At 71.2% G+C, this 22,812-nt stretch carries 23 protein-coding genes and 1 tRNA gene; 16 read left to right on the top strand and 8 right to left on the bottom strand.

The annotated features are described in order from the left end of the window. Position 1: 1 nt before the first annotated feature. Entirely contained in the window at positions 2-298 is a 297-nt protein-coding gene (locus ACH4SP_RS12900; RefSeq protein ID WP_398413813.1) for a type II toxin-antitoxin system VapB family antitoxin, read from the top strand. A 152-nt stretch (positions 299-450) separates the two neighbouring features. Continuing rightward, the gene (locus tag ACH4SP_RS12905) at positions 451-1,092 is read left to right on the top strand and encodes a LytR C-terminal domain-containing protein (protein WP_398413815.1); all 642 of its coding nucleotides are present in this window, start codon (positions 451-453) and stop codon (positions 1,090-1,092) included. 59 nt (positions 1,093-1,151) lie between these two features. Here ACH4SP_RS12905 and upp read toward each other — a convergent pair whose 3' ends face one another. Next, positions 1,152-1,787, bottom strand: a complete 636-nt coding sequence (upp, locus tag ACH4SP_RS12910; protein ID WP_383760158.1) for a uracil phosphoribosyltransferase — start codon at positions 1,785-1,787, stop codon at positions 1,152-1,154. A gap of 120 nt (positions 1,788-1,907) precedes the next feature. Here upp and ACH4SP_RS12915 point away from each other — a divergent pair, with 120 nt between their 5' ends. The 9 genes from ACH4SP_RS12915 to ACH4SP_RS12955 all read left to right on the top strand — a co-directional run bounded on the left by ACH4SP_RS12915 (position 1,908) and on the right by ACH4SP_RS12955 (position 7,687). Further along, entirely contained in the window at positions 1,908-2,123 is a 216-nt protein-coding gene (locus ACH4SP_RS12915) for a hypothetical protein (protein WP_398413818.1), read from the top strand. A gap of 167 nt (positions 2,124-2,290) precedes the next feature. Then, complete coding sequence (locus ACH4SP_RS12920) at positions 2,291-2,857, top strand: hypothetical protein (protein WP_398413820.1); 567 nt, start codon at positions 2,291-2,293, stop codon at positions 2,855-2,857. 56 nt (positions 2,858-2,913) lie between these two features. After that, positions 2,914-3,342 (top strand): tRNA adenosine(34) deaminase TadA, encoded by a 429-nt coding sequence (gene tadA, locus ACH4SP_RS12925; protein ID WP_398413822.1) that lies wholly within the window; start codon positions 2,914-2,916, stop codon positions 3,340-3,342. A 93-nt stretch (positions 3,343-3,435) separates the two neighbouring features. Next, positions 3,436-3,525 (top strand) — tRNA-Ser (locus tag ACH4SP_RS12930). Positions 3,526-4,046: 521 nt separating this feature from the next. After that, on the top strand, positions 4,047-4,208 hold the full coding sequence (locus tag ACH4SP_RS12935) for a hypothetical protein (RefSeq protein ID WP_398413824.1): 162 nt from the start codon (positions 4,047-4,049) through the stop codon (positions 4,206-4,208). Positions 4,209-4,257: 49 nt separating this feature from the next. Further along, positions 4,258-4,551: a Dabb family protein gene (locus tag ACH4SP_RS12940; RefSeq protein ID WP_398413826.1), complete on the top strand. Its 294-nt coding sequence runs from the start codon at positions 4,258-4,260 to the stop codon at positions 4,549-4,551. A gap of 222 nt (positions 4,552-4,773) precedes the next feature. After that, a complete protein-coding gene (locus tag ACH4SP_RS12945; RefSeq protein WP_398415049.1) occupies positions 4,774-5,748 on the top strand; it encodes a SigB/SigF/SigG family RNA polymerase sigma factor in 975 nt (324 codons plus the stop codon). Positions 5,749-5,971: 223 nt separating this feature from the next. After that, positions 5,972-6,883, top strand: coding sequence for an RNA polymerase sigma factor SigF (locus ACH4SP_RS12950; protein WP_398413828.1), 912 nt, complete (start codon positions 5,972-5,974; stop codon positions 6,881-6,883). Between the two features lie 57 nt (positions 6,884-6,940). Further along, the gene (locus ACH4SP_RS12955; protein ID WP_398413830.1) at positions 6,941-7,687 is read left to right on the top strand and encodes a hypothetical protein; all 747 of its coding nucleotides are present in this window, start codon (positions 6,941-6,943) and stop codon (positions 7,685-7,687) included. Positions 7,688-7,724: 37 nt separating this feature from the next. On the opposite strand, the gene ACH4SP_RS12960 is transcribed toward ACH4SP_RS12955, so the two are convergent. Next, positions 7,725-7,946: a hypothetical protein gene (locus ACH4SP_RS12960; protein ID WP_398413832.1), complete on the bottom strand. Its 222-nt coding sequence runs from the start codon at positions 7,944-7,946 to the stop codon at positions 7,725-7,727. Positions 7,947-8,167: 221 nt separating this feature from the next. On the opposite strand from ACH4SP_RS12960, the gene ACH4SP_RS12965 reads away from it, so the two are divergent. The 3 genes from ACH4SP_RS12965 to ACH4SP_RS12975 all read left to right on the top strand — a co-directional run bounded on the left by ACH4SP_RS12965 (position 8,168) and on the right by ACH4SP_RS12975 (position 12,152). Next, positions 8,168-8,707, top strand: a complete 540-nt coding sequence (locus tag ACH4SP_RS12965) for a MarR family winged helix-turn-helix transcriptional regulator (RefSeq protein ID WP_398413834.1) — start codon at positions 8,168-8,170, stop codon at positions 8,705-8,707. Between the two features lie 15 nt (positions 8,708-8,722). Next, complete coding sequence (locus ACH4SP_RS12970) at positions 8,723-11,197, top strand: MFS transporter (RefSeq protein WP_398413836.1); 2,475 nt, start codon at positions 8,723-8,725, stop codon at positions 11,195-11,197. 139 nt (positions 11,198-11,336) lie between these two features. Then, positions 11,337-12,152, top strand: coding sequence for a YceI family protein (locus ACH4SP_RS12975; RefSeq protein ID WP_398413838.1), 816 nt, complete (start codon positions 11,337-11,339; stop codon positions 12,150-12,152). A gap of 81 nt (positions 12,153-12,233) precedes the next feature. Here the strand turns inward: ACH4SP_RS12975 and ACH4SP_RS12980 are convergent, their stop codons facing one another. From ACH4SP_RS12980 to ACH4SP_RS12995, 4 genes are all read right to left on the bottom strand, one after another. Beyond that, positions 12,234-13,079 carry a TetR/AcrR family transcriptional regulator gene (locus ACH4SP_RS12980; protein WP_398413841.1) on the bottom strand — a complete coding sequence of 282 codons (846 nt, stop codon included), beginning with the start codon at positions 13,077-13,079 and terminating at the stop codon, positions 12,234-12,236. 81 nt (positions 13,080-13,160) lie between these two features. After that, the gene (locus ACH4SP_RS12985; protein ID WP_398413843.1) at positions 13,161-14,762 is read right to left on the bottom strand and encodes an MFS transporter; all 1,602 of its coding nucleotides are present in this window, start codon (positions 14,760-14,762) and stop codon (positions 13,161-13,163) included. Between the two features lie 73 nt (positions 14,763-14,835). Continuing rightward, entirely contained in the window at positions 14,836-17,001 is a 2,166-nt protein-coding gene (locus tag ACH4SP_RS12990) for an ArnT family glycosyltransferase (protein ID WP_398413845.1), read from the bottom strand. Positions 17,002-17,008: 7 nt separating this feature from the next. Beyond that, entirely contained in the window at positions 17,009-18,340 is a 1,332-nt protein-coding gene (locus ACH4SP_RS12995) for a glycosyltransferase (RefSeq protein WP_398413848.1), read from the bottom strand. 284 nt (positions 18,341-18,624) lie between these two features. Here ACH4SP_RS12995 and ACH4SP_RS13000 point away from each other — a divergent pair, with 284 nt between their 5' ends. Further along, the gene (locus ACH4SP_RS13000) at positions 18,625-18,948 is read left to right on the top strand and encodes a hypothetical protein (RefSeq protein ID WP_398413850.1); all 324 of its coding nucleotides are present in this window, start codon (positions 18,625-18,627) and stop codon (positions 18,946-18,948) included. 42 nt (positions 18,949-18,990) lie between these two features. Here ACH4SP_RS13000 and ACH4SP_RS13005 read toward each other — a convergent pair whose 3' ends face one another. Both ACH4SP_RS13005 and ACH4SP_RS13010 read right to left on the bottom strand, forming a co-directional pair. Then, a complete protein-coding gene (locus ACH4SP_RS13005) occupies positions 18,991-20,820 on the bottom strand; it encodes a sensor histidine kinase (protein WP_398413853.1) in 1,830 nt (609 codons plus the stop codon). Continuing rightward, positions 20,813-21,634, bottom strand: coding sequence for a response regulator transcription factor (locus tag ACH4SP_RS13010; RefSeq protein ID WP_398413856.1), 822 nt, complete (start codon positions 21,632-21,634; stop codon positions 20,813-20,815). Before ACH4SP_RS13010 ends, ACH4SP_RS13005 begins: the two co-directional genes overlap by 8 nt. 257 nt (positions 21,635-21,891) lie before the next feature. Between ACH4SP_RS13010 and ACH4SP_RS13015 the strand changes: the two genes are divergently transcribed. Then, the gene (locus ACH4SP_RS13015) at positions 21,892-22,791 is read left to right on the top strand and encodes an LLM class F420-dependent oxidoreductase (RefSeq protein ID WP_398413858.1); all 900 of its coding nucleotides are present in this window, start codon (positions 21,892-21,894) and stop codon (positions 22,789-22,791) included. The last annotated feature ends 21 nt before the right edge of the window (positions 22,792-22,812 follow it).

The raw sequence follows: 22,812 nt of genomic DNA on the forward strand, positions 1-22,812 counted from the left end.
TGTGATCTTCAAGCGCATCGGAAACGGCCGGCCGTATCCCGACCACGGCCGGGAAAGCACCCGGCAGTGGGCGGATGTCGCGCCGCGCCCGGTCCGCCTCGATCAGCTCGTCACCACCAAGGGCCAGCTGGATCTGGAGACCCTCCTCGCCGAGGACTCCACCTTCTACGGAGACCTCTTCGCGCACGTCGTGAAGTGGCAGGGCGACCTCTACCTGGAGGACGGGCTGCACCGCGCCGTCCGCGCCGCGCTCCAGCAGCGCCAGGTGCTGCACGCCCGCGTCCTCGAACTGGTCTGACCCGATCGGGTCAGACCCGAACTGGGCCGATCCACAAGGGACTTCCCGGCCACGTGGCAGTCGGGTGTCCCATTGGCCCTTTTGGGTCGGTGATTGACCCATTCGTTGATCATTTAGTACGCATTCCCTCCGGACCGCACTACGCTGCGCCCATGAGCATGCTGACTCCCCCCGGCATGGGCGGAAAGTACCGCATTACGGGTAACGCCTATCCCCGGATGCGCCGTCCCCACCGCCGCCGCAGGATCGCCCTCCTGGCAGTGGCGGCCGTCGTCGCGCTCAGCCTGGCCGGCTGGGGAACGATGCAGCTCATCGACGTTTTCACCGGCGGTGAGAAGAAGGCCGTGGCCGGCGCCAAGCAGCCCGACTGCAAGCCCGCCGCGACCACCCCCGCGATCCCGGCGAAGAACGCGAAGAGCCTCCCCAAACCGGCCGCGGTCAAGGTCGTCGTCTACAACGCGACCGGCCGCAGCGGCCTCGCCAAGCAGGTCGCGAACGAGCTGGCGAAGCGCGGCTTCAAGATCGTGCGGTTCGAGAACGCGCCGAAGGAGTACGACAAGAAGGTCAAGGGAACCGGCCTGCTGATCGGCGCCCCCAAGTCCCTCGAAGCGCAACTTCCGGTCCTCGGCACCCAGTTGAAGGGCGCCGAGAAGAAGGCCGACTCCCGCGGCGGGGAGGAGGTCGACCTGGTCATCGGCAACGCCTTCAAGTCCCTGGACGCGAAGAAGGACGCGGACCAGGCCCTGGTCGCCCTGACCAGGCCCGCGCCCGCGCCCTCCGGCAGCAAGTGCTGAACGCGCGTCGCCGCGCGCAGGAAGCACGTAGAACGCGCGTAGGACGCGCGTAGGGGGAACTAGTCGGCGGTGCCGTACATCCGGTCGCCCGCGTCGCCGAGCCCCGGCACGATGTAGCCGTTCTCGTTCAGCCGCTCGTCGACCGAGGCCGTCACGACGGTCACCGGCGTCCCCGCCAGCTCGCGCTCCATGACCTCCACGCCCTCCGGCGCGGCGAGCAGCACGACCGCGGTGACGTCGTCCGCACCGCGCTTGATGAGCTCCTGGATGGCCGCGACGAGCGTGCCGCCGGTCGCCAGCATCGGGTCGAGGACGTACACCTGGCGGCCGGAGAGGTCCTCGGGCATCCGGGTCGCGTACGTCTCCGCCTGGAGGGTCTCCTCGTTGCGGATCATGCCGAGGAAGCCGACTTCGGCGGTCGGCAGCAGCCGAACCATGCCGTCGAGCATGCCCAGACCGGCCCGCAGGATCGGGACGACCAGGGGGCGCGGGTAGGACAGCTTGACGCCCGTGGTCGGGGTGACCGGCGTCTCGATGTCGACCTGCTCGGTGCGCACGTCCCGGGTGGCCTCGTACGCGAGCAGGGTGACCAGCTCGTCCGCGAGGCGCCGGAAGGTAGGGGAATCGGTGCGCTTGTCGCGCAGCGTGGTGAGTTTGTGCGCCACCAACGGGTGGTCGACGACGTGTATCCGCATGTTTCCACAGTAACCGGGCGTGCCGGACGCGTGCCCGTCGCGGCCCCCGCTCGCATCATCCCGGCGACCGGAGGGAAGGTGAACACGTACCAACCACGCCTCATCAGGACGGTGCGGTCCATGACGCAGCAGCAGCCGGAACAGGACACCGCCCGCGCCGGGCAGGAGCCGGAACAGCAGCGGGCGCAGGAGAGCGACGCGGCCCGCAGACGGCGACGCGCCCAGTTCCTGCGCGAACTGAACGAGGCCAAGGAGCTGCGCGACCGCGTCCAGCCGAGGCGGGCCCGAGCGGCCAGAATGCGCCAGCAGATGCGGATGCGCACCTTTCGCTGGTAGCCCTGCGACCCCCTCGTACACCCCCGCGCACGCCTCACCCACCGGACTGATGCACGACGCAAGCACAGAAGACCTCTCGCTCGGCCGCGGTTTCTGCCACGATTCCGATTGGGCGGGGCCGTCTGAGCGCCGCTGAATCGTCACCTCTGACCAGTGGGAGAGTCACGGTGTACTTCGCCGCACTGCTCGCGCGCACCGAAGACGGATGGGAAGCGAGCGACACGGAGCTCGACGACGTGGAGTCCTTGTCGGACCTCGTCGAACTGGCCCGCGAGGGCTCGGCCGACGACGACATGGTCCTCGTCTTCATCGAGCAGGAGGACGCCTGGTTCGGCGTCGTCCGCGTGGAGGAACTGGAGGACCCCCGGATCTACGTCTCCGACGCAGCCGCCGCGGCCCGTTCCTCGTACGGAGAGATCCTCACCAACGAACTGCTCGGCACCGACGGGGAAGACCTCGCCGCCGACCTGGACTCGCTGGACCTCGACGGCACCGAGGACGGCGAGAGCGACCCGCCGGACCCCGGAGTCTCCGGGGCCGCGGAGTCCGAAGCCGAAGAAACCGCCCTCGTCCCCGCACAGGCGGGTCCCGTTCCGACGGGCCCCGTCGGGGACCGGCAGATCCTGGCCGACCTGGGCATGACGGAGAAGGAGCTCCTCGCGCTCGACGGCGATGCCCTGTCGGACATCGCCGATGCGCTGGGGGCCGCGGAGATCCTGGAGGCCGTGCGCTAGTGCAGGAGGTTTCACCAGTTCCGTACGACCCCGTCCGGGATCCGTGGCGTACGGCCATGACGCATGCCCTGGCCGAGGCGGCAGCGGCGGCGGAGGCCGGCGACGTGCCGGTCGGCGCCGTTCTGCTGTCCCCGGCCGGGGAGGTGCTCGCCACCGGGCACAACGAGCGCGAGCTGCACGGCGACCCGACGGCCCACGCCGAGGTGCTGGCGATCCGCCGGGGCGCCGAGCGGCTCGGCGAGTGGCGGCTGCGGGGCTGCACCCTGGTGGTCACCCTGGAGCCGTGCACGATGTGCGCGGGCGCGATCGTCCAGTCCCGCGTGGAGCGGGTCGTGTACGGGGCGCGCGACGAGAAGGCCGGCGCGGCGGGCTCGCTCTGGGACCTCGTACGGGACAGGCGGCTCAACCACCGGCCCGAGGTGATCGCGGGCGTACGGGAGGACGAGTGCGCGGCGCAGCTGACGGCGTTCTTCCGCGACCGGTGACGGGACCGGTGACGCGACCAGTCACGGAACCGGCGACGGGAGCTGCGGTTATCGGTTTCCGAGCACTGCCTCCGGTGGGCTAGACTCTGTCTCGGTAGCGTGTCCGAGTGGCCTAAGGAGCACGCCTCGAAAGCGTGTGATGGTGCAAGCTATCCGTGGGTTCAAATCCCACCGCTACCGCCATCGAAGAAAGCCCCTCCGGGAGACCGGAGGGGCTTTCTTCATGCCCGCGATGCCCGCAATACCTGCGATGCCCGCGATGCCCGCGCACGAGAAGCCGACGGGCCGCAGAAAGCCAGCAGCCCCGGCCTTGGGGGAGGCCGGGGCTGCTGGTGGTTCAGGTGGATGAGGACGGGGGAAGCGGCATCGGGGGGACAAGCCGCTTCCCCCGATGAGAACGGTCCTCAAAGTCCGGCCGCAGTCAGGGGAGTGAGCGGCGCGGACCCCGCAGTGAGGTCCCGTTCCTCGCCCGGTGGATTCCTGCCAGATCCCTCCGGGCTCATGGACAATCCTGCGCCCCGTACAACCAGGACATCCCCGCCGAAAGGCCCGCAAGGGCAGGTCGTTGGTCCTTAAAGCATGAGTGAAGAACTGCGGAGTTCTCCGAAAGGTGTCGGTGAGTGCCCGCGTTCCGCCACTTGAGTTGCAGGTCGTACGGTTAGACTCTCGCGACTGATCGGCGGACCACAGGGGAGGGTCTGGGCGTGGACATCAAGAAGGCCATTCTGTACATCTTGATCGTTTTCGTGCTGTACACGATCATCGTCTCCCCCGAGAAGGCCGCCAACATGGTCGGGCTAGGCTTCCAGGGCCTGTCCGACGCGGCCCAGGGCATCGGCACGTTCATGACCAACCTCGTGAAGTAGCACCGTCCGCCGGACAAGTGGCCGCTCCTCATCCCCCAAGGAGTGCCCCGTGATCCGCCATCTGGTCCTCTTCAAGCTCAACGAAGGCGTCTCCCGCGACGAAGAGCGCGTGCAGGCCGGCGTCAAGGCGTTCGCCGAACTCGAAGGCCTCGTTCCGGAGCTGGAGTTCTGGGAGTGCGCCTGGAACATCACGGACCGCCCCATCGCGTACGACTTCGCCATCAACTCGGCCGTCGCGGACGCCGATGCGCTGAAGCGCTACATCGAGCACCCGGCCCACCAGGCCGCCGCAGGACAGTGGCGCGAGTTCGCCACCTGGGTCATCGCGGACTACCCCTTCTAGTCCGCCCACCGCGTCCCGGCACCCCCGGAGCGCACCGAGGAAACGCCCGGCCCCGCATCTCATCGATGCGGGGTTTTTGCATGCCTATGCCCCAACTTGCCCTCAACACGGCGTTATACGGTGCTTGCACACAGTGCACATGTCTTGTGATGCTATGACCGCTTTTGACGGATGAGTTAAGCGAAGTGTCCAGGTAGCGACCGAAAAAGGGGTGGCGTGACTGTGCCGGCCAGTACTGCTCCGCAAGCGCCGCCCCACCAGGGGACCTCCCCCGAAGCGGCACCCGCCCCCGGGACACCGCCCCGGGCCGCCTCCGGGACGCCCCTCCGGTCCGACCCCGGGGCGCCGCTCCGGTCCGAATCCGGGACGCCGCTCCAGGAGACCCCGCTCGTCGAGACCCCCGAGCGGATCCCCGGCACCCCCGCCGCCCGCACCCGGGGCGCCGACACCCGGGCCCTCACCCAGGTGCTGTTCGGTCAGCTCAAGGGCCTGACCCCGGGCTGCGGGGAGCACTCCCGGGTACGGGCCGCCCTCATCGAGGCCAACCTCCCCCTCGTCCGGTACGCCGCCGCCCGCTTCCGGTCCCGCAACGAGCCGATGGAGGACGTCGTCCAGGTCGGCACCATCGGGCTGATCAACGCGATCGACCGCTTCGACCCGGACCGCGGCGTCCAGTTCCCCACCTTCGCGATGCCGACCGTCGTCGGCGAGATCAAGCGGTACTTCCGCGACAACGTCCGCACCGTGCACGTGCCCCGCCGCCTCCACGAGCTGTGGGTGCAGGTCAACGGCGCCACCGAGGACCTCACCACCGCCCACGGCCGGTCCCCCACGACCGTCGAGATCGCCGAGCGCCTCAAGATCACCGAGGAGGAGGTGCTCGCCTGCATCGAGGCGGGGCGCAGCTACCACGCGACCTCCCTCGAAGCCGCCCAGGAGGGCGACGGCCTGCCGGGCCTGCTCGACCGCCTCGGCTACGAGGACCCGGCCCTCGCCGGGGTCGAGCACCGGGACCTCGTCAGGCACCTCCTCGTACAGCTCCCCGAGCGCGAGCAGCGGATCCTGATGCTGCGCTACTACAGCAATCTGACGCAGTCCCAGATCAGCGCGGAGCTGGGCGTCTCCCAGATGCATGTGTCACGGCTGCTGGCCAGGAGCTTCGCACGGCTGCGATCCGCAAATCGGATCGAGGCGTAACCCTCACGGGTAGAACCAGCTGGAACCTGCGGGGGGCAGAAAAGCCGCAGACCCCCTCTTTCCTGCATGTATTTGTCGACTTGGCGCTACAGCGTGTTGCCGACATGTGACATTCTGCTGGAACCGCGTTTGCCGCAGCTCCGCCTCCGGTATTCAGGTGGAGGCTGCTTCCTCCGACGGGAAGCGTCTGCCGCTACCGTCCGCGACCCTAAGAGGGGGTGGCATGTCCGTAGAACAGGGCAGTTCGAAGGTGCTCATCAAGGATGCGCCCGACATGCTCGACCGTGCTCCGGCGATCCCTGCGATTCCGGTCCAGTCGGTGCCCGACCAGGCGCCGTCCGCCTCGGCGCCGCCGATCGTCACCCAGCCGGAAGCACTCGACACCCGCACGCTGTCCCGCTCCCTGTTCCTGCGGCTCGCCGTCCTCGACAAGGACAGCCCGGAACGCACTTACGTCCGCGACACCCTCATCGAGCTCAACCTGCCGCTCGTGCGGTACGCCGCGGCCCGCTTCCGGTCGCGCAACGAGCCGATGGAGGACATCGTCCAGGTCGGCACCATCGGCCTGATCAAGGCGATCGACCGCTTCGACTGCCAACGCGGCGTGGAGTTCCCGACGTTCGCGATGCCGACGGTCGTCGGTGAGATCAAACGCTTCTTCCGCGACACGTCCTGGTCGGTCCGGGTGCCGCGCCGCCTTCAGGAGCTGCGTCTCGCCCTCACCAAGGCCAGCGACGAGCTCGCCCAGAAGCTGGACCGCTCGCCCACCGTGCCCGAACTCGCCGCCGTACTGGGCGTGTCCGAGGACGACGTGGTCGACGGCCTCGCGGTCGGCAACGCGTACACGGCCTCCTCGCTGGACTCCCCGTCCGCCGAGGACGACGGCGGCGAGGGCTCCCTCGCGGACCGCCTCGGGTACGAGGACACCGCCCTGGAGGGCGTCGAGTACCGCGAGTCGCTGAAGCCTCTGCTGGCCAAACTCCCGCCGCGCGAGCGCCAGATCATCATGCTGCGGTTCTTCGCGAACATGACGCAGTCGCAGATCGGCGAGGAGGTCGGCATCTCCCAGATGCACGTCTCCCGGCTCCTCACCCGCACCCTCTCGCAGCTCAGGGAAGGGCTGATCGCCGACTAGCACCTCAACCACCTTCCCACCCTGGTTATTTGACGGAGCGTCAGCCAGACTGGCGCGATGCGACGTCAGGGTGTGGCAGTAGGGTCCTGTGCGGTCGCGCTGTGCCTGGGCGGCCTGCTGGCCGTCGGTGGTGACGGCGGGTCCGACAAGGGATTCGTCGCGGTGGGTGCGGCCGGAGCGGGGCCCGAGGGGGCGCCGACGAAGGCCGTACCGCCGGAGGGAAGGGTCGAGCTGGTGCCGCTCGACCCGACGGCGTCCGACTCGCCGTCGGCGCGCAGTGCGCCGGACCCCTCAACGCCGGGCTCCGGCGGGCAGAGCGCCGACACCGCCCAGCGTCCGGGGAACGCTCCCGCGGGCCGTCACAGCGGCAGCAGCAGTGGTACGCCCGGCCCTGGACGCACCACCCGGCCGCCGGAATCGACACCCCCGCGGTCCGGGCCCTCGCAGCCCGAGCCCCCGCAGCCCGGGACGTCCCGGCCCGAGCCCCGGCCGCCCTCGCCCGCCGCGCTCACGGTGGGCTCGCCGGTGCGCGCCGATGCGGACCGGCGGTGGTGCGAGAAGGTGACCGTCGCGCTGCGCAACTCCGGTGGAACCGCGGTGCGTTCGGGGACCGTCACGTTCGCGACGCACATCATCGGCGCGCTCGGGATCGACTGGGGGACGCGTATGTCGTCCCAGCCGCTGCCCGGACCCATCGGGCCGGGAGCGGCCAGGAGCGTGGCGTACACCGTCTGTGTGGATGCCTGGCGGGTGCCGCTGGGAATGCACGTGGAGACCCGGCGGACCACCGCCACCTGGAAGTAGCGGACGTGAAGACGGAAGAACGTAAGGAAGAAGAGGGTCAGCCGAGGGCGAGCCAGGCCACCGCGGCCAGCACGACCACGACGGCGACGACGGCGACGATCAGCCCGGTCTTCGGGCCCGAGGCCTGTGCGGCCGGCTGCGAGCGGCCCTGCTGCGCGGGCTCCTCGTCCACGAACGCGCGGAACATCTGGGTGCTGCCCGCCGGGTCGTAGCTGCCCTCGGGACCTTGGCCCTGGGGGGCGTGGGGGTTGTGTGCCATGCGCGAGACCCTAGCGAAGGTGGGCCCCTCGGCGACACCCCAAGCGCCCATATGTCCTGAGCTGCGGCTTTACACGCCCCGGCGGGGTCCTTGACCGGCCGATCAGGGAGCCTTTTGGATTCCTTTGCCCCAGAGGCCCGAAATTAACTTGTCTGAAGCAACCATCTACTCATATGGTTGCCCTAAGCAACAAGATACGGATGAAGATTCAAGGAGGTGCCGTGGCCGCACAGAGCCAGTACGAGGAACTGGCCCGCCAGCTCAGCGCCTTCGGAGCGGTGAAGCGAGGGCTGGCCCGCATCCTGCCCCTGGAGTGCCCACCCGCTTCCGCCGCCGTCCTCACCCTGCTCGACCGGAACGGCGAGATGCGGCTCAGCCGGCTCGCCGAGCTGATGGCCATCGACATGTCGGTGACCAGCCGGCACGTCGCCCATGTCGCCGAACGAGGCTGGATCGACCGCTCGCCCGACCCGGACGACAAGCGGTCCCGGATCCTCCGCCTCACTCCGGCCGGCAAGTCCGTCCTGGACGAGCTCTCCCGGCACACCACCGAGTTCCTCGCCGACACCCTCGGCGACTGGTCCGACGAAGAGGTCGGACAGCTCAACGCGATGCTCGCCCGCCTGCGGAGCAGCTTCGGCGACTGCCGTTCCTGGACGCCGGTGCCGCTCGACTGCACCGCACTCACCGCTCCGGGCGGCGCGCCCAGCACCTCGGACGCCGCACCCACGACTTCCGCGATACCCGCAACACCTGCGTAAAGGACAAGGATTCCATTGGCTACGACCACACCGACCGGTGTGCGGGGCGGCCACGCCAAGCACGGGGCGCCCGCCCCTGCCTCCGACAGTGCCGCACCGATGACACACCGCCAGATCATGGAAGCCCTCGCGGGCCTCCTGCTCGGCATGTTCGTCGCGATGCTGTCGTCGACGATCGTGTCGAACGCCCTCCCCGAGATCATCCGCGACCTCGACGGCACCCAGAGCGCTTACACCTGGGTCGTCACCGCCGCCATGCTGTCGATGGCGGTCACCACCCCCATCTGGGGCAAGCTGGCCGACCTGTTCAGCAAGAAGCTGCTGGTCCAGATATCCCTGGTGATCTTCGTGATCGGCTCGGCGCTGGCCGGCCTCTCGCAGGACACCGGGACCCTGATCGCCTTCCGGGTCATCCAGGGCATCGGCACCGGCGGTCTGGTGGCGCTCTCCCAGATCGTGATCGCCGCGATGATCCCGCCGCGCGAGCGCGGCCGCTACTCCGGCTACATCGGCGCCACCTTCGCGGTCGCCACCGTCGGCGGCCCGCTGCTCGGCGGCGTCATCACCGACACCTCGTGGCTCGGCTGGCGCTGGTGCTTCTACGTGGGCGTGCCGTTCGCGGCCATCGCCCTGGTCATCCTGCAGAAGACCCTGAAGCTCCCGGTCGTCAGGCGCAAGGTCAAGATCGACTGGTTCGGCGCGTTCTTCCTGGCCGCATCGGCGTCGCTGCTGATGATCTGGGTGACCCTCGCGGGCAAGAACTACGACTGGATCTCCTGGCAGACCTATCTGATGGTCGGCGGGTCGATCGTGCTCGGCGCGATCTTCATCCTGGTCGAGTCCAAGGTCGCCGAGCCGCTGATCCCGCTGCGCTTCTTCCGCAACCGCACCATCGCGCTCACCGCGGCGGCGAGCCTGTTCGTCGGTGTCGCGATGTTCGGCTCGACGGTCTTCATGAGCCAGTACTTCCAGCTCGCCCGGGACAAGTCGCCGACGATGTCCGGCGTCATGACCATCCCGATGATCGCGGGCCTGTTCATCTCGTCCACGGTCTCCGGCGCGGTCATCACCAAGACCGGACGCTGGAAGGGCTTCCTGGTCGGCGGCGGCGTCGGCCTGGTCGCAGGCCTCGGGCTGCTCTCCACCATGGCGTACGACACCGACTACTGGCAGGTCGCCGTCTACATGGCGGTCCTCGGCCTCGGCCTCGGCATGATGATGCAGAACCTGGTGCTCGCCTCGCAGAACCAGGTCAAGCCGCAGGACCTCGGCGCGGCCAGCTCGCTGATCACCTTCACCCGCACCCTGGGCGGCACGCTCGGCGTCTCCGCACTCGGCGCGGTCCTCTCCACCCGGATCACGCACTACGTCGAAGAGGGCCTGGCGAAGGCGCACATCCAGCTGCCGCCCGGCGGCGGCTCCGGCGACGGCATCCCGGACATGGACAAGCTGCCTGCCCCGATCCGGACCGTCATGGAGAGCGCGTACGGCGACGGCATCGCGGACCTGTTCCTCTACGCCGCCCCGATCGCCCTGGTCGGTCTGATCATGGTGCTGTTCGTCAAGGAGGTCGCCCTGAAGACCTCGCACGACGGTGAGATCCCCACCGGACCGGCCCAGGCCGAGACGCCGGTGGAGAGCGCGGCCGATGGCCTCGCGGGAGTCACCGCCGGCATCGCCGAGGAGGCACCCGTGACCCAGCCGCTGCCGGTCGGCCCGCCCACCGGACGCACCCTGCACGGCTCGGTCCGTACCGCCGAAGGCACCTCGGTACGCGGCGCGGCGGTCACGCTGATCTCCCTCGCGGGACGTCAGCTCGGCCGTGCGGTGGCCCAGAACGACGGGCGCTACGCCCTGGACGCTCCGGCCGCGGGCTCGTACGTCCTGATCGCCTCGTCCGACGGCTTCCAGCCGCAGGCGTCGACGGTCACCGTCGGGGACGAACCCGTCGCGTACGACATCCTGCTCTCGGGCACCAGCGGCCTCAGCGGCGCGGTGCGCAGCGCGGCCGACGGGACGGGTGTCGCGGACGCGATGGTCATCGTGACCGACGTGCGCGGCGACGTCCTCGCCACCGGCAAGTCCGGTGACAGCGGCGAGTTCGTCTTCGGCGAGCTGGTCCCGGGCTCCGTGACCATCGCGGTCAACGCGGCCGGGTTCCGCCCGATGGCGCTCCCCGTGGAGATCGGCGGCCAGGGCGTCACCCGCGTCGAGGCGGTCCTCCAGGCGGGCGCCCTGGTCCAGGGGACGGTACGGGCGGGTGCCGCACGGCGGCCGCTGCCGGACGCACGCGTCACGCTCATGGACGCGGCCGGGAACGTGGTCTCCACCTCGACCACCGGTGACGACGGCGCGTACGCCTTCACCGACCTGGACGCGGGCGAGTACACGGTCATCGCGACCGGCTACCCGCCGGTGGCGGGCAACCTCACGGTGGCGGGGCGCGGCGTGGACGCGCACGACATCGAACTCGCCCACCCGGGCGAGTAGTCCAGACCTCCGGCACGGGGCGCTCTCCGAGCGGAGGAGCGCCCCGGAGCCGGGGACACAGGGGGCGGCAGGCAGGGGACGGCCTGCCGCCCCCTGCTTTTGTTTCGTACGTACGAGGAAGAAGCAGGCAGGTATCGGTATGGGACTTCGCGCACAGGTACGGACCCGGGACGGCTGGGCCGTGCAGCACGCCGTGGTGACCGTCACCGACATGACGGGCGCCCAGGTGCTGCGGGCCGCGGCGGACGGGGACGGGGCCGTGGTGGACGCGGCGACGCTGGCACCCGGCCCGTACACGGTCATCGTGACCGCCGTCGGATACGCACCCGTCGCCTCGACCGCGCTGGTCACGGCGGCCGGCCGGATCGACGCGGGCAACGTGGTGCTGACCCGGCAGGGCGGGGTGGAGCTGCCGCCGCCCGGCGTGTGGACGATCGACCCCGTCCACTCGTCGGTGGGCGCGGTCGCCCAGCACCTGGGGATCTCCAGCGTGCGCGGCCGGTTCGACGAGTTCGGCGGGCGGATCGAGATCGCGGAGGACGTGGAGAAGTCGCGGGTGGAGGCGGTCATCTCGTCGTCGTCCGTCGACACGGGGAACGGGATGCGGGACGGGCACCTGAAGTCGGCCGACTTCCTGGACGTCGAGAGGTACCCGGAGATCACCTACCGGAGCTCGGGGCTGGTCCCGGCCGGGCCCGACCGGTGGACGGTGAAGGGCGAGCTGTCGCTGCACGGAGTGGTGCGGGAGGTGGACCTGGACCTGAGCTACCTCGGTACGGGACCCGACCCGTGGGGCGGCGTACGGGCCGCCTTCCGCGCGACGGCGGACCTGCGGCGCGACGACTTCGCGATGAACTACAACCAGGTGGTGCAGGCGGGCATCTCGGCGATCGGCGCGACGCTGAGGGTGGAGCTGGATGTGCAGGCGGTGCAGGGGGAGCTGCCGCAGGGGTAGTTGCCCGGGGGTGCGGGGGCAGGTGGGGATGGTGGTCGTCGTGCGGGTGCGTCGTGGCTGGTCGCGCAGTTCCCCGCGCCCCTAAATGCCTGCCCCCTGGCCCTCTTGGGCAGCGGGGCCACCCTCCCCGCCCATCGCCTCGATTCCCGCTACCAGTACGTCGAGGGCCACCTCGAAGTCCCGGCCGTACATCTCCGCCACCGTGCCGCCGCCCCGTGCCTCCATCACTTCCGACGCCCTGCGGAACAGTTCGGACGACTCGATCTCCCCGGCGATCATTCCCATCGCCTGCTGGTAGAACGCGTCCGTGGACATCCCCAGCTCCGCCGCCCGCCGGTAGAACTGCCCCTCGCTGTTGGCGTATCCGTACACGAACTGGAAGACGGCGGCGAGCGATCCGCCCTGCCGTTCCAGCGGCACCCCGCTCTTGGCGATCAGGCCGAGTGAGGCGGTGGAGAAGCGCATCATGTTCGGCCCGATGTTGAGGAAGCGGCTCATCAGCGGGGCCGCCCAGGGGTGGCCGATCAGCATCTCCCGGTAGCTCTGGGCGAGTTGGCGCAGCTGGTCGCGCCAGTCGGAGTCGTCGCCCGGGTCGGGCAGCGTCAGTTCGCCGGTCACCCGGTCCAGGGCGAGTTCGAGGAGGTCGTCCTTGGTGGCGACGTACCAGTAGACGGACATCGCCGTGACGTTCAGCTCGGCGGCCAGGCGGCGCATCGAGAACTTGGTGAGGCCCTCCGCGTCGAGCAGCTCGACGGTCACGGCGGTGATCTTCTCCCGGTCGAGCGCGGGGGCGGCGGGATCGGCCTTGCGGCCCCCGCCGGCGCCGCCACGTCCCGTACCGCTCCCGCCCCCGCTCCGCGGCGTCTTCGCGTCCAGCCACACACTGCTCTGTCCAGGCTTCTTGACGCGGTCGGCCGCGGGCACCATGGGACACACTCCTCGGTTCTGCTCCGTCGGGCGGGACGGACCGTGTTGTTCCGGTTCGTCCCGCCGATGGTATGCCGAGGACTACTCGGGCGGTACGGGTGCGGAGGGCGCACTCCGCCGGTCAGAGAGCTCCTCCGCGCCCTCCCCCGCGCTCCGGCCCGCGCCCTGCTCCATGCCCTGCACCGCCGCGTCGTGCGCCTCCGCCCGCTTGAGCAACAGCGCCGCCAGCAGTCCGCCCGCGAGCACCGCCGCCGACCCCACCAGCTGGCTGGTCTCCAGGCCCGAGGCGAACGCGTCCCGGATGCGCCCGCGCTCCTGCGTACTGCCCGCCGCCGCCAGCGCGGCGGGCAGCGACACCGCACCGGCCGCGGCCGGAACGAGCGCGGCGAAGCGGGAGTTGAGCACCGCGCCGAGCACCGCGACCCCGAGCCCGTTGCCGAACTCGGCGACCGTGCCGTTGACCCCGGCGCCGACCCCGGCCTTCTCCGGCGGGATCGCGCTCATCAGGGCGTTGGCCATGGCCGGGCCCGCCAGCGCGGCGCCCACGCCGATCAGCACGAGTCCCGCCAGCATTCCCTGGTAGCCACCGCCCCCGAGGACGGCGATCGCCGCGAGTCCCGCGGCCACGCACGCCATGCCGAGCGCGATGGTCCGCGGCGTGCCCCACTTGGCCAGCAGCCGCGCGCCCACGCCCGCCAGGTTCAGTACGACGACGGTGACGGCCAGCGGCGCGGTCCGCAGCCCGGCCTCCAACGGCCCGTACCCGAGGACGAATTGGAGGTGCTGGGTCAGCAGGTACAGCGATCCCGTCATGCCGAACGCGACCAGGATCGAGCCCGCGACCGCCCCCACGAAGCGCTGGTTGCGGAAGAAGTGCATGTCGAGCATGGGGTACGGAACCCGCAGCTCCCACCGGACGAAAGCGGCCAGCGCGACGACCCCGACCGCCCCCGAGACCAGCACCTGTCCCGACGACCAGCCGTGCTCGGGCCCGGTGATGATCACGTACACCACCGCGGTCATGCCGACGGTGGACAGCAGCGCACCCAGCAGATCGGGCCGGTCACCGGCCGGATTCTTCGATTCCGGTACGAGCGCGAGGACCGCCACCAGTGCGAGCAGCGCGACCGGGATGTTGAGCAGGAAGATCGCGCCCCACCAGAAGTGGTCGAGCATGAACCCGCCGATCAGCGGCCCGCTCGCGAAGCCGAGCATGGCGACGGTGGTCCAGATCCCGATCGCCTTGACCCGCTCGGAGTCGTCGAAGATCTGGACGACGACGGCGAGGGTGGTCGTCATCAGCAGTGCGCCGCCGATGCCCATGCCGGCTCGCGCGGCGATCAACTGGCCCGCGCTCTGGGCGAGTCCGGCCGCCAGCGAGCCGATGCCGAACAGCGCGAGACCGGTGGCGAGCAGCTTCTTGCGCCCGTACCGGTCGGCGGAGCTGCCCGCGGTGAGCAGCAGTCCGGACTGGACGAGCGCGTACGCGTTGATCATCCACTGGATGTCGGTGCTGGACGCCTTGAGCTCGGTGGTGAGGGAGGGGATCGCGACGTTCAGGACGGTGTTGTCGAGCAGCACGGTGAGCTGGGCGAGGCAGATGACCCCGAGGATCAGCCAGCGCTGCGGGTGGCCGCCCCCCTGTCGATCGGGCGGCTTGTTCGCGGCGGTCGGCGCCTTCATGGGAATGCTCCTCTACGGTGTAAAGCTATTTGCTCTACACCGTAGAGGAGCTGCTCGCGCATCGTAAAGCGGATTAGCGGGAGAGGGGCTCCGTCAGGTCGTAGAGGGTGGTCCCGCCTGCGGAAACCTTGGTGAAATTGGCTTCGACCCAGGTGCTGATGGAGCTGCTGACAGAGGTGGCGCTCCCGCCGCCGGGGCCGGCGGCTCGGCCTACTCCCTCTGTGCTGTTGCCCCGGGCGCCGTTGCCCCGGGCGCCGCCTCCGTCGCCGCTCGCGAGGAAGTAGTGGATCTTCCCTTCGCGTACGTACGTCTGGAACGCGGCCAGGGTCGGCGACGGGTCGCTGCCGTTGAAGCCGCCGATGGCCATGACGGGCTCGCGGGTGGCGAGTTGATAACTGGCGGCGTTCTGGGAGCCGATGGCGGCAGCCGCCCAGGTGTAGTCGTCGGCGTGCGCGGTGAGGAGGGCCTGGACGGCGGGGTCGACGTGCTGGCCGTCGAGGAGGCCGTTCATGGGGGCACCCGTGCCTCCGCCGGTACCGGTGCCCCCGCCGCGCTCGGGGATGCCGTGCTGCCCGGTGGGCGGGGCTTGCCCGGCGGGCGGGGCCTGGCCGGTGGGCGGGGCCTGGCCGCCCTGGCCCGCACTGCCCCCCGGTGGCCCGTTCCCGTCGCCCAGCCACAGGCCCCGGCCCTCGCCGCCCGCGAAGCGCATGCCGCCCGGACCGCCCGGACCGCCCGGCCCGCCCATGCCTCCCCGGGTCGACGGGCCGGCCGTCACGATCGAGCCCGTGTGACCGGTGCCGACCGTCTGCGCCGCGTACGCCGCCGGGCCCGCGAGGGCGGTGGCGAGGCCCAGACCGGCCGCGCCCACGGCGACGTACCGCACCGTCCTCCGTTCCACGAACCGGCCGGGCAGCAGGCCCACGGCGAGCAGCCCGAGTGCGGCCAGTGCGCCCGCGACGAGCAACACCCCGCCCAGCCAAGGGAGATGGCCGGGAGTGCGGCCGAGCAGGACGTACGCCCAGTAGGCCGTCACGCCGACCGTCGCGGCCAGCGTCAGCGCCGCGGCCGGGGTGCGCCGCTCCTCCCAGAGGACGCTCGCGCCCATGCCGACGAGTGCGGCGACGTACGGGGCGAGCGCCACCGTGTAGTACTCGTGGAAGATCCCCGCCATGAAGCTGAAGACGGCGGCGGTCATGAGCAGCGCCCCGCCCCAGGCGAGGAAGGCGGCGCGCGCGGTGTCGGTGCGGCGGGCCCGCCATGTCACCACGAGCCCGGCGACGAGCAGGATCAGCGCGGCGGGCAGCAGCCAGGAGATCTGGCCGCCCACGCTCGTACCGAACATCCGGAAGATCCCGGACTCGCCCCACATGCCGCCGCCACCGCCGCGCGGGCCGCCGCCGCCGACGCTCCCGGCTTCGTCGCCGTTGATCCGGCCGAGGCCGTTGTAGCCGAAGGTGAGCTCCAGGAAGGAGTTGCTCTGGGAGCCGCCGACGTACGGGCGCGAGGAGGCGGGCCACAGCTCGACGAGGGCCACCCACCAACCGGCGGAGACGATCAACGCGACGCCTGACAGGGCGAGTTGTCCGATGCGTCGCCGAATCGCCGTGGGCGCGCAGACCGCGTACAGCACGGCCAGCGGCGGCAGGATCAGGAACGCCTGGAGGGTCTTGGTCAGGAACGCGAGGCCGACCGCGACGCCCGCCCACACCAGCCACTTCGTCCGCGCGTCCTCCAGCGCGCGCAGCACGCAGTACACGGTGACGGTCATCAGCAGGGCGAGCAGTGCGTCCGGGTTGTTGAAGCGGAACATCAGCGCGGCGACGGGGGTGAGGGCCAGGACCGCACCGGCGAGGAGTCCGGCGCCGTACGAGAAGCGACGGCGGACAGCCGCGTACAGGACGGCGACCGTACCGACCCCCATCAGCACCTCGGGCACCAGGATCTGCCACGACCCGAGCCCGAAGAGCCGGACGGACAGCGCCATCGGCCAGAGGGCGGCCGGGGGCTTGTCGACGGTGATGGAGTTCGCGGCGTCGGACGAGCCGAAGAAGAAGGCCTTCCAGCTCTCGGAACCGGCCTGGACGGCGGCGGAGTAGAAGGAGTTGGCGTAGCCGGAGGAGGAGAGGTTCCAGAGGTAGAGGGCGGCGGTGGCGAGGAGCAGAACGGCGAGCCCCGGCCGCACTCGGCGGCGCAGCGCGGTCACTCGGCGGCGCAGCGCGGTCAACTGTGGGTGTTTCACGGTGTGTTCAGTTCCTCTCGGAGGCGTTCCCGGCTCGGGAGCCGTCCGGGGTCGGGCGCGCCGCCTCGGGGAAGACCCAGGCGCGCAGCAGCAGGAAGCGCAGGACGGTGGCGGCGAGGTTGGCCGCCACGAGGACGGCGAGCTCGCTGTGCGGCGATGGCGACCCGGTCGCGGCACCGAGCGCCGCAAGAGAGCCGCTGGTCAGGGCAAGTCCCATGGCGAAGACCACGAGCCCCTGCGCCTGCTGCCTGACCGCACGACGGCGCCCGCGCACCCGGAAGGTGAAGCGGCGGTTGGCGGCGGTGTTGGCGAGGGCGGACACCAACAGAGCGGCCACATTGGCGAGTTGAGGACCGACGCCCGTGCGCGCGGCCGCGTAGAGACCGAGATAGAGCAGGGTGCTCAGCGCCCCCACACAGCAGAACCCGATGAGCTGGCGCGCCAACCCCCTTGGCACGGCGGCGATTTCACGGTCCCTCGGGTCGTCCCCGAAGGGCCGGGCCAGCCGGTCGAGCGGCAGCGCGCCGACGGCCAGCGCCCGCCCCACCCGCCAGACCCCCTTGAGGTCTTCGACGGCGGTACGGAGGATCCGTACGCTCGACTCGGGGTCGTCGACCCAGTCGACCGGCACCTCGTGGATCCGCAGTCCGGCCCGCTCGGCCAGCACCAGCAGCTCCGTGTCGAAGAACCACCCGGTGTCCTCGACCATCGGCAGCAGCCGCCGCGCCACGTCCGCGCGGATCGCCTTGAACCCGCACTGGGCGTCGCTGAAGCGCGCGGCCAGCGAGGACCTCAGGATGAGGTTGTACGTACGGGAAACGAACTCCCGCCGCGGCCCGCGCACCACGCGCGCGCCGCCCGCGAGCCGGGTGCCGATCGCGAGGTCGGAGTGCCCGGACACGAGCGGCGCGACCAGCGGCAGCAGCGCGTTCAGATCCGTCGACAGGTCCACGTCCATGTAGGCGAGCACGGGCGCGTCCGACGCCTCCCACACCGCCCGCAGCGCCCTCCCCCGCCCCTTCTCCCCCATCCGCACCCAGGCGACCCCGGGCAGCTCGCGGGCGAGGCGGGCGGCGACGGCGGCGGTCCCGTCGGTACTGGCGTTGTCCGCGACGGTGATCCGGAAGGGGTACGGAAACGACCCCGCGAGGTGCGCCCGGACCCGCCGCACACACGGCTCCAGGTCCCGCTCCTCGTTGTGCACGGGAATGACGACGTCGAGCAGCGGCGTCCCGTCGGCCGTGGCACCCATGGGATGCCGGGCGGGCAGCACTGGCTGCTCGGGCAGCGCCGACTGTGCGGGCAGCTCCCGGGGCGAACTTCTCGTGACTGGCCTCATGGAGGAAGAGGCTGGTCAAGGCTGCTGTCGTGAGCGTGTGTTGGGGCTGTGGGCGGGCTGTGAGTCTCGGATCCTCATGTGTCATGTGGGGTCCGTGGCCGGGTCCGTGGCGGGATCCGTGGCGGCGTCCGTGGCGGGAAAGCGATCGCTCGATGGGGTGGTCGGGGTGTCGGGGCGTGTGGCGAGGGGGAGGTTGCGCGAGGACCTGTGGGACCGAACGGCGATCGTCGGTACGGACGCATCGCGACAGCGGGCGGGCTCTCGCCCGCCGGGAGGATTCACACATGCGCGCACTCGCACGCCTCGGACGCGTCACGCTCACCGCCGCCGCCACGCTCGCCCTGGTCACCGGCCTGTCGACCGGCGCCCAGGCAGCCACCGGCGACTTCACCTACACCAACGTGCACGGAGACGACTTCGTGAACGACAACCCCGAGAACGGCGAGTGCTTCCTCCTCATCGGGGGCGCCGTGCACGCCGTCAACTCCACGGACACCCGGGCCACCGTGTACCTCGACCGAGGCTGCGAGGAGGGGCCCTCCGAGCTGGCGCCCGGCACAGCCCGGGACTTCGGCGACCCCCTCCCGCACAGCGTCATGTTCGGCTGACCCAACTCCCCGGACGGCCCGGCCGCGCACACTCGTCGGCCCTCACTCCACCGGCAACTCCACCGGCAGCCGCACTGGCAGCCGCACCGGCAGCCACACCGAGAACACTGTGCGGCCCGGCACGCTCTCCACGGCCACCTTCCCGCCGTGCGCCTCCACGACCGCCCGCACGATCGCCAGCCCCAGCCCCGTTGATGACGGGGACGCGGGTGACGCGTTCGCTGCGGTGCGGGCCGCCGCACCCGATTCCGCCGGCACCCTCGCCCGTGACACGTCCCCTCGCGCGAACCGCTCGAACACCCGCCCCACCAGCTCCGGAGCGACCCCGGGCCCGTCGTCCCGCACCTCGACGAGGGCCCAGCCCGCCGAACCTGCCTGACCTGCCGAACCTGCCTGACCTGCCTGACCTGCCTGACCTGCCTGACCTGCCTGACCTGCCGAGCAACCCTCCGGACCCACGGCCTCCCCCCGCACCCGCACCCGCGCCGTGACCCGTGTCCCCGCCGGCGTGTGCGTGCGCGCGTTGGCCAGCAGGTTGACCAGCACCTGCTGGAGGCGGGCCGGGTCACCTCGTACGACCACGGGCTCGTCCGGCAGCTCCAGCCGCCACACGTGCTCCTGCCCGGCGGCCCGCGCATCGCTCACCGCGTCCACCACCAGCGGTACGAGATCGGTGCTCTCCCAGGAGAGCGATGCTCCGGAACTGGCGCCCGGACGGACCTCCGCCCCCGCGTCCAGCCGCGCCAGCAGCAACAGGTCCTCCACCAGCCCCGTCATCCGCGTCGCCTCCGACTCGATCCGCCCCAGCGCATGCCGCGTGTCGGGCCCGGCGGCCACCGCCTCCCGGCCCCTGCGCGTCAGCTCCGCATAGCCCCGTATCGAAGCGAGCGGCGTCCGCAGCTCATGGCTCGCGTCGGCGACGAAGCGCCGTACCCGCGTCTCGCTCTCCTGCCGGGCCGCCAGCGCCGAACCGACGTGCCCGAGCATCCGGTTGAGCGCCGCCCCGACCTGCCCGACCTCGGTACGCGCATCCGCCTGTGCCTGCGGTACGCGCTCGTGGAGCGCCACTTCGCCCCGGTCCAGCGGCAGTTCGGACACCCTGGTCGCGGTCGCGGCGATCCGCCGCAGCGGGCGCAGGGCGGCGCCCACCAGCGCGTTCCCCGCGAGCCCCGCGGCCACCAGCGCGGCGAGCGTCACGCACACCACGACGACCACGAGCGTACGTACGGTCTCCTGCACGCCCTCCAGCGGAAACCCGAGCGCGACGTCCGCCCGCTGGCCGTCGGCGTCCGTCCCGGTCCCGGTCCCGGTCAACCCGTAGCCCAGTCCCGGCCCCGGTCCCGGCCCAGAGCCAGGCCCAGAGCCAGGCCCAGAGCCAGGCCCCGGTCCCGGTCCCGGTCCCAGCACCGGCCCGTTCCGCGCGATCACCCGGTACTCGCCGAGCCCCGGCACCGTCACCGTGTGCGGCTTGCCGTCCCGGGCCACGCCCGCCAGCGCCTTCACCTGGGCGGCGTCCAACCGCTTCAGGTGCGCATCGAGCCGCGTGCCCCCCGCGTCCACGCTCCGGGCCCCCGCCCCGTCCCGCAGCCCGACGGTGTCGAGCGGTTGTCCGGGCGCGGCCACGAACTGCAGCCCCCGCCCGTGCTCCCGGTCCAGCGCCGCGTTCAACTGCTCGTCCACCTGGTGCTCCAGGTACGAGTGCAGGGCGACGGACGTCACCACCCCGATCACCGCCGCGACCACCGCGATCAGCGCGACGCAGGACACCACGAGCCGGGCCCGCAGCGACAGCCTCCGCCCGCGCCGGAAGGCCGGCCCGCGCCCGAGCACCCGTCCGAGCGCCCGTCCGAGGCGCCGTACCACCTCACCCACCCGGTTTGATCAGATAACCGGCCCCGCGCCGCGTGTGGATCATCGGCGTACGCCCAGCGTCGATCTTCTTCCGCAGATACGAGATGTAGAGCTCGACCACGTTGGCCTGGCCCCCGAAGTCGTAGTTCCACACCCGGTCGAGGATCTGCGCCTTGCTGAGCACCCGCTTCGGGTTGCGCATCAGAAACCTCAGCAGCTCGAACTCGGTCGCGGTGAGCCGCACCTCGTCCTCGCCCCGCCACACCTCGTGGCTGTCCTCGTCGAGCCGCAGGTCGCCCACCGTCAGCTCCGAATCGGGCCGGGCCACCTGCCCCCGGCCGCCGGTCCGCCGGATCAGCCCGCGCAGCCGCGCCACGACCTCCTCCAGGCTGAACGGCTTGGTCACGTAGTCGTCGCCACCGGCCGTGAGCCCGGCGATCCGGTCCTCCACCGCGTCCCGCGCCGTCAGGAACAGCACCGGCACATCGGGCAGGTACTCCCGTACCCGCCGCAGCACGGACAGCCCGTCCATGTCCGGAAGCATCACGTCCAGTACGACGGCGTCCGGCCGGAAGTCGCGCGCGGTACGCACCGCGGTCGCCCCGTCCCCGGCGCTGCGGGTCTGCCAGCCCTCGTACCGCAGCGCCATGCACAGCAGCTCGGAGAGCGGCGCCTCGTCGTCCACCACCAGCACCCGTACGTCACCGCTGCTGTCGAACCCGCTGGGGGTACTGGTTCGAGTGCTGCTGCGGGTACTGCCGCGTGTACCGCCGCGAGTACCGCCTTGGATACCGCTGTGGGTCTCGCCCGCCCGGGGTGCATTCGCTGTCCGCATACGGTCACCCTGACCGGGACCGGTGAGAGCACTCTTTCCCGTTCCTGTGAATCTGCTGAGAAGTCGACGTGGCCGGCGCACCCGGACGAGAAGCCGGGCCGCACGGACGGGAAACCGGGGCCGCACGGACGAGAAGCCGGGCCGCACCCGGCCGGGAAGCCGACCCGCACCCGTACGGGAAGCCGGGCCGCGCGGAGCGGAAACCCACACGTCCCGGATTCGCGGAATAGCCCCGCCGACCTCCCCGTTGCCCCCACATGACTTCCGACTCACCTGCCTCCCACACCTCCCGCCACACCCGTACGTACGGCCGCCTCGGCATCTGGAGCGCCGCCCTCCGCCCCACCACTCCCGAGGGCCGCCTGGAACTGACCGATGCGGTCACAGAGTTGGAGGACCTCGGTTACGGCACGGTGTGGACCGGTGGCAGCCCGTCCCTGGACGACGCCGCCCCGCTCCTTGAGGCGACGAGCCGGATCAAGGTCGCGACGGGCATCCTCAGCATCTGGGAGCACACGGCGGAGTCGGTCGCCGCGCAGATCGCCGAGTTCGAGACCCGGCACCCCGGCCGTTTCCTGCTCGGGCTCGGCGTCAGCCACGACGCGCTGGCCCCGCAGTACGCCCGCCCGTACTCGGCGATGGTCGCCTACCTGGACGCGCTCGACGAGGCTCCGCAGCCCCTCCCCGCCGAGCGCCGGATCCTGGCCGCCCTCGGCCCGAAGATGCTGAAGCTGGCCTCGTCCCGCGCGGCCGGCGCCCACCCGTACCTCGTCACGCCGGAGCACACGGCCCAGGCGCGCGAGGCGCTCGGCCCGGACGCGTTCCTCGCCCCTGAGCTCACGGTCGTCCTCGACCCGGACCTGGACCGGGCCCGCACGGTCGCCCGTACGATGCTCGGCTTCTACCTCCCGCTCCCCAACTACACCAACAACCTCCTCCGCCTCGGCTTCACCGAGGCCGACTTCGAGAACAACGGCAGCGACCGCCTCCTCGACGCCCTCTTCGCACTGGGCGACGAGGACCGCGTACGGGCGAAGGCGGAGGAGTTCTACGCGGCGGGCGCCGACCACCTGGCGCTTCAGGCCCTGACCACGGACGACCGGCACGAGGCCCTTCCCCGCGCCGAATGGCGGGCCCTGGCCAAGGCGCTGCTCTGAGAGCTTCGAGGAATCGACCAA

Origin of the sequence: Streptomyces sp. NPDC021093 (genome assembly GCF_044333135.1) — a bacterium.
Classification (GTDB): domain Bacteria; phylum Actinomycetota; class Actinomycetes; order Streptomycetales; family Streptomycetaceae; genus Streptomyces.

Excerpts from the sequence above, each read along its gene's own strand:
- ACH4SP_RS12905 (WP_398413815.1), top strand. The coding sequence starts at position 451 with ATGAGCATGCTGACTCCCCCCGGCATGGGCGGAAAGTACCGCATTACG.
- upp (WP_383760158.1), bottom strand. The coding sequence starts at position 1,787 with ATGCGGATACACGTCGTCGACCACCCGTTGGTGGCGCACAAACTCACC.
- ACH4SP_RS12915 (WP_398413818.1), top strand. The coding sequence starts at position 1,908 with ATGACGCAGCAGCAGCCGGAACAGGACACCGCCCGCGCCGGGCAGGAG.
- tadA (WP_398413822.1), top strand. The coding sequence starts at position 2,914 with ATGACGCATGCCCTGGCCGAGGCGGCAGCGGCGGCGGAGGCCGGCGAC.
- ACH4SP_RS12950 (WP_398413828.1), top strand. The coding sequence starts at position 5,972 with ATGTCCGTAGAACAGGGCAGTTCGAAGGTGCTCATCAAGGATGCGCCC.
- ACH4SP_RS12955 (WP_398413830.1), top strand. The coding sequence starts at position 6,941 with ATGCGACGTCAGGGTGTGGCAGTAGGGTCCTGTGCGGTCGCGCTGTGC.
- ACH4SP_RS12960 (WP_398413832.1), bottom strand. The coding sequence starts at position 7,946 with ATGGCACACAACCCCCACGCCCCCCAGGGCCAAGGTCCCGAGGGCAGC.
- ACH4SP_RS12975 (WP_398413838.1), top strand. The coding sequence starts at position 11,337 with ATGGGACTTCGCGCACAGGTACGGACCCGGGACGGCTGGGCCGTGCAG.
- ACH4SP_RS12980 (WP_398413841.1), bottom strand. The coding sequence starts at position 13,079 with ATGGTGCCCGCGGCCGACCGCGTCAAGAAGCCTGGACAGAGCAGTGTG.
- ACH4SP_RS12985 (WP_398413843.1), bottom strand. The coding sequence starts at position 14,762 with ATGAAGGCGCCGACCGCCGCGAACAAGCCGCCCGATCGACAGGGGGGC.
- ACH4SP_RS12995 (WP_398413848.1), bottom strand. The coding sequence starts at position 18,340 with ATGAGGCCAGTCACGAGAAGTTCGCCCCGGGAGCTGCCCGCACAGTCG.
- ACH4SP_RS13000 (WP_398413850.1), top strand. The coding sequence starts at position 18,625 with ATGCGCGCACTCGCACGCCTCGGACGCGTCACGCTCACCGCCGCCGCC.
- ACH4SP_RS13010 (WP_398413856.1), bottom strand. The coding sequence starts at position 21,634 with ATGCGGACAGCGAATGCACCCCGGGCGGGCGAGACCCACAGCGGTATC.
- ACH4SP_RS13015 (WP_398413858.1), top strand. The coding sequence starts at position 21,892 with ATGACTTCCGACTCACCTGCCTCCCACACCTCCCGCCACACCCGTACG.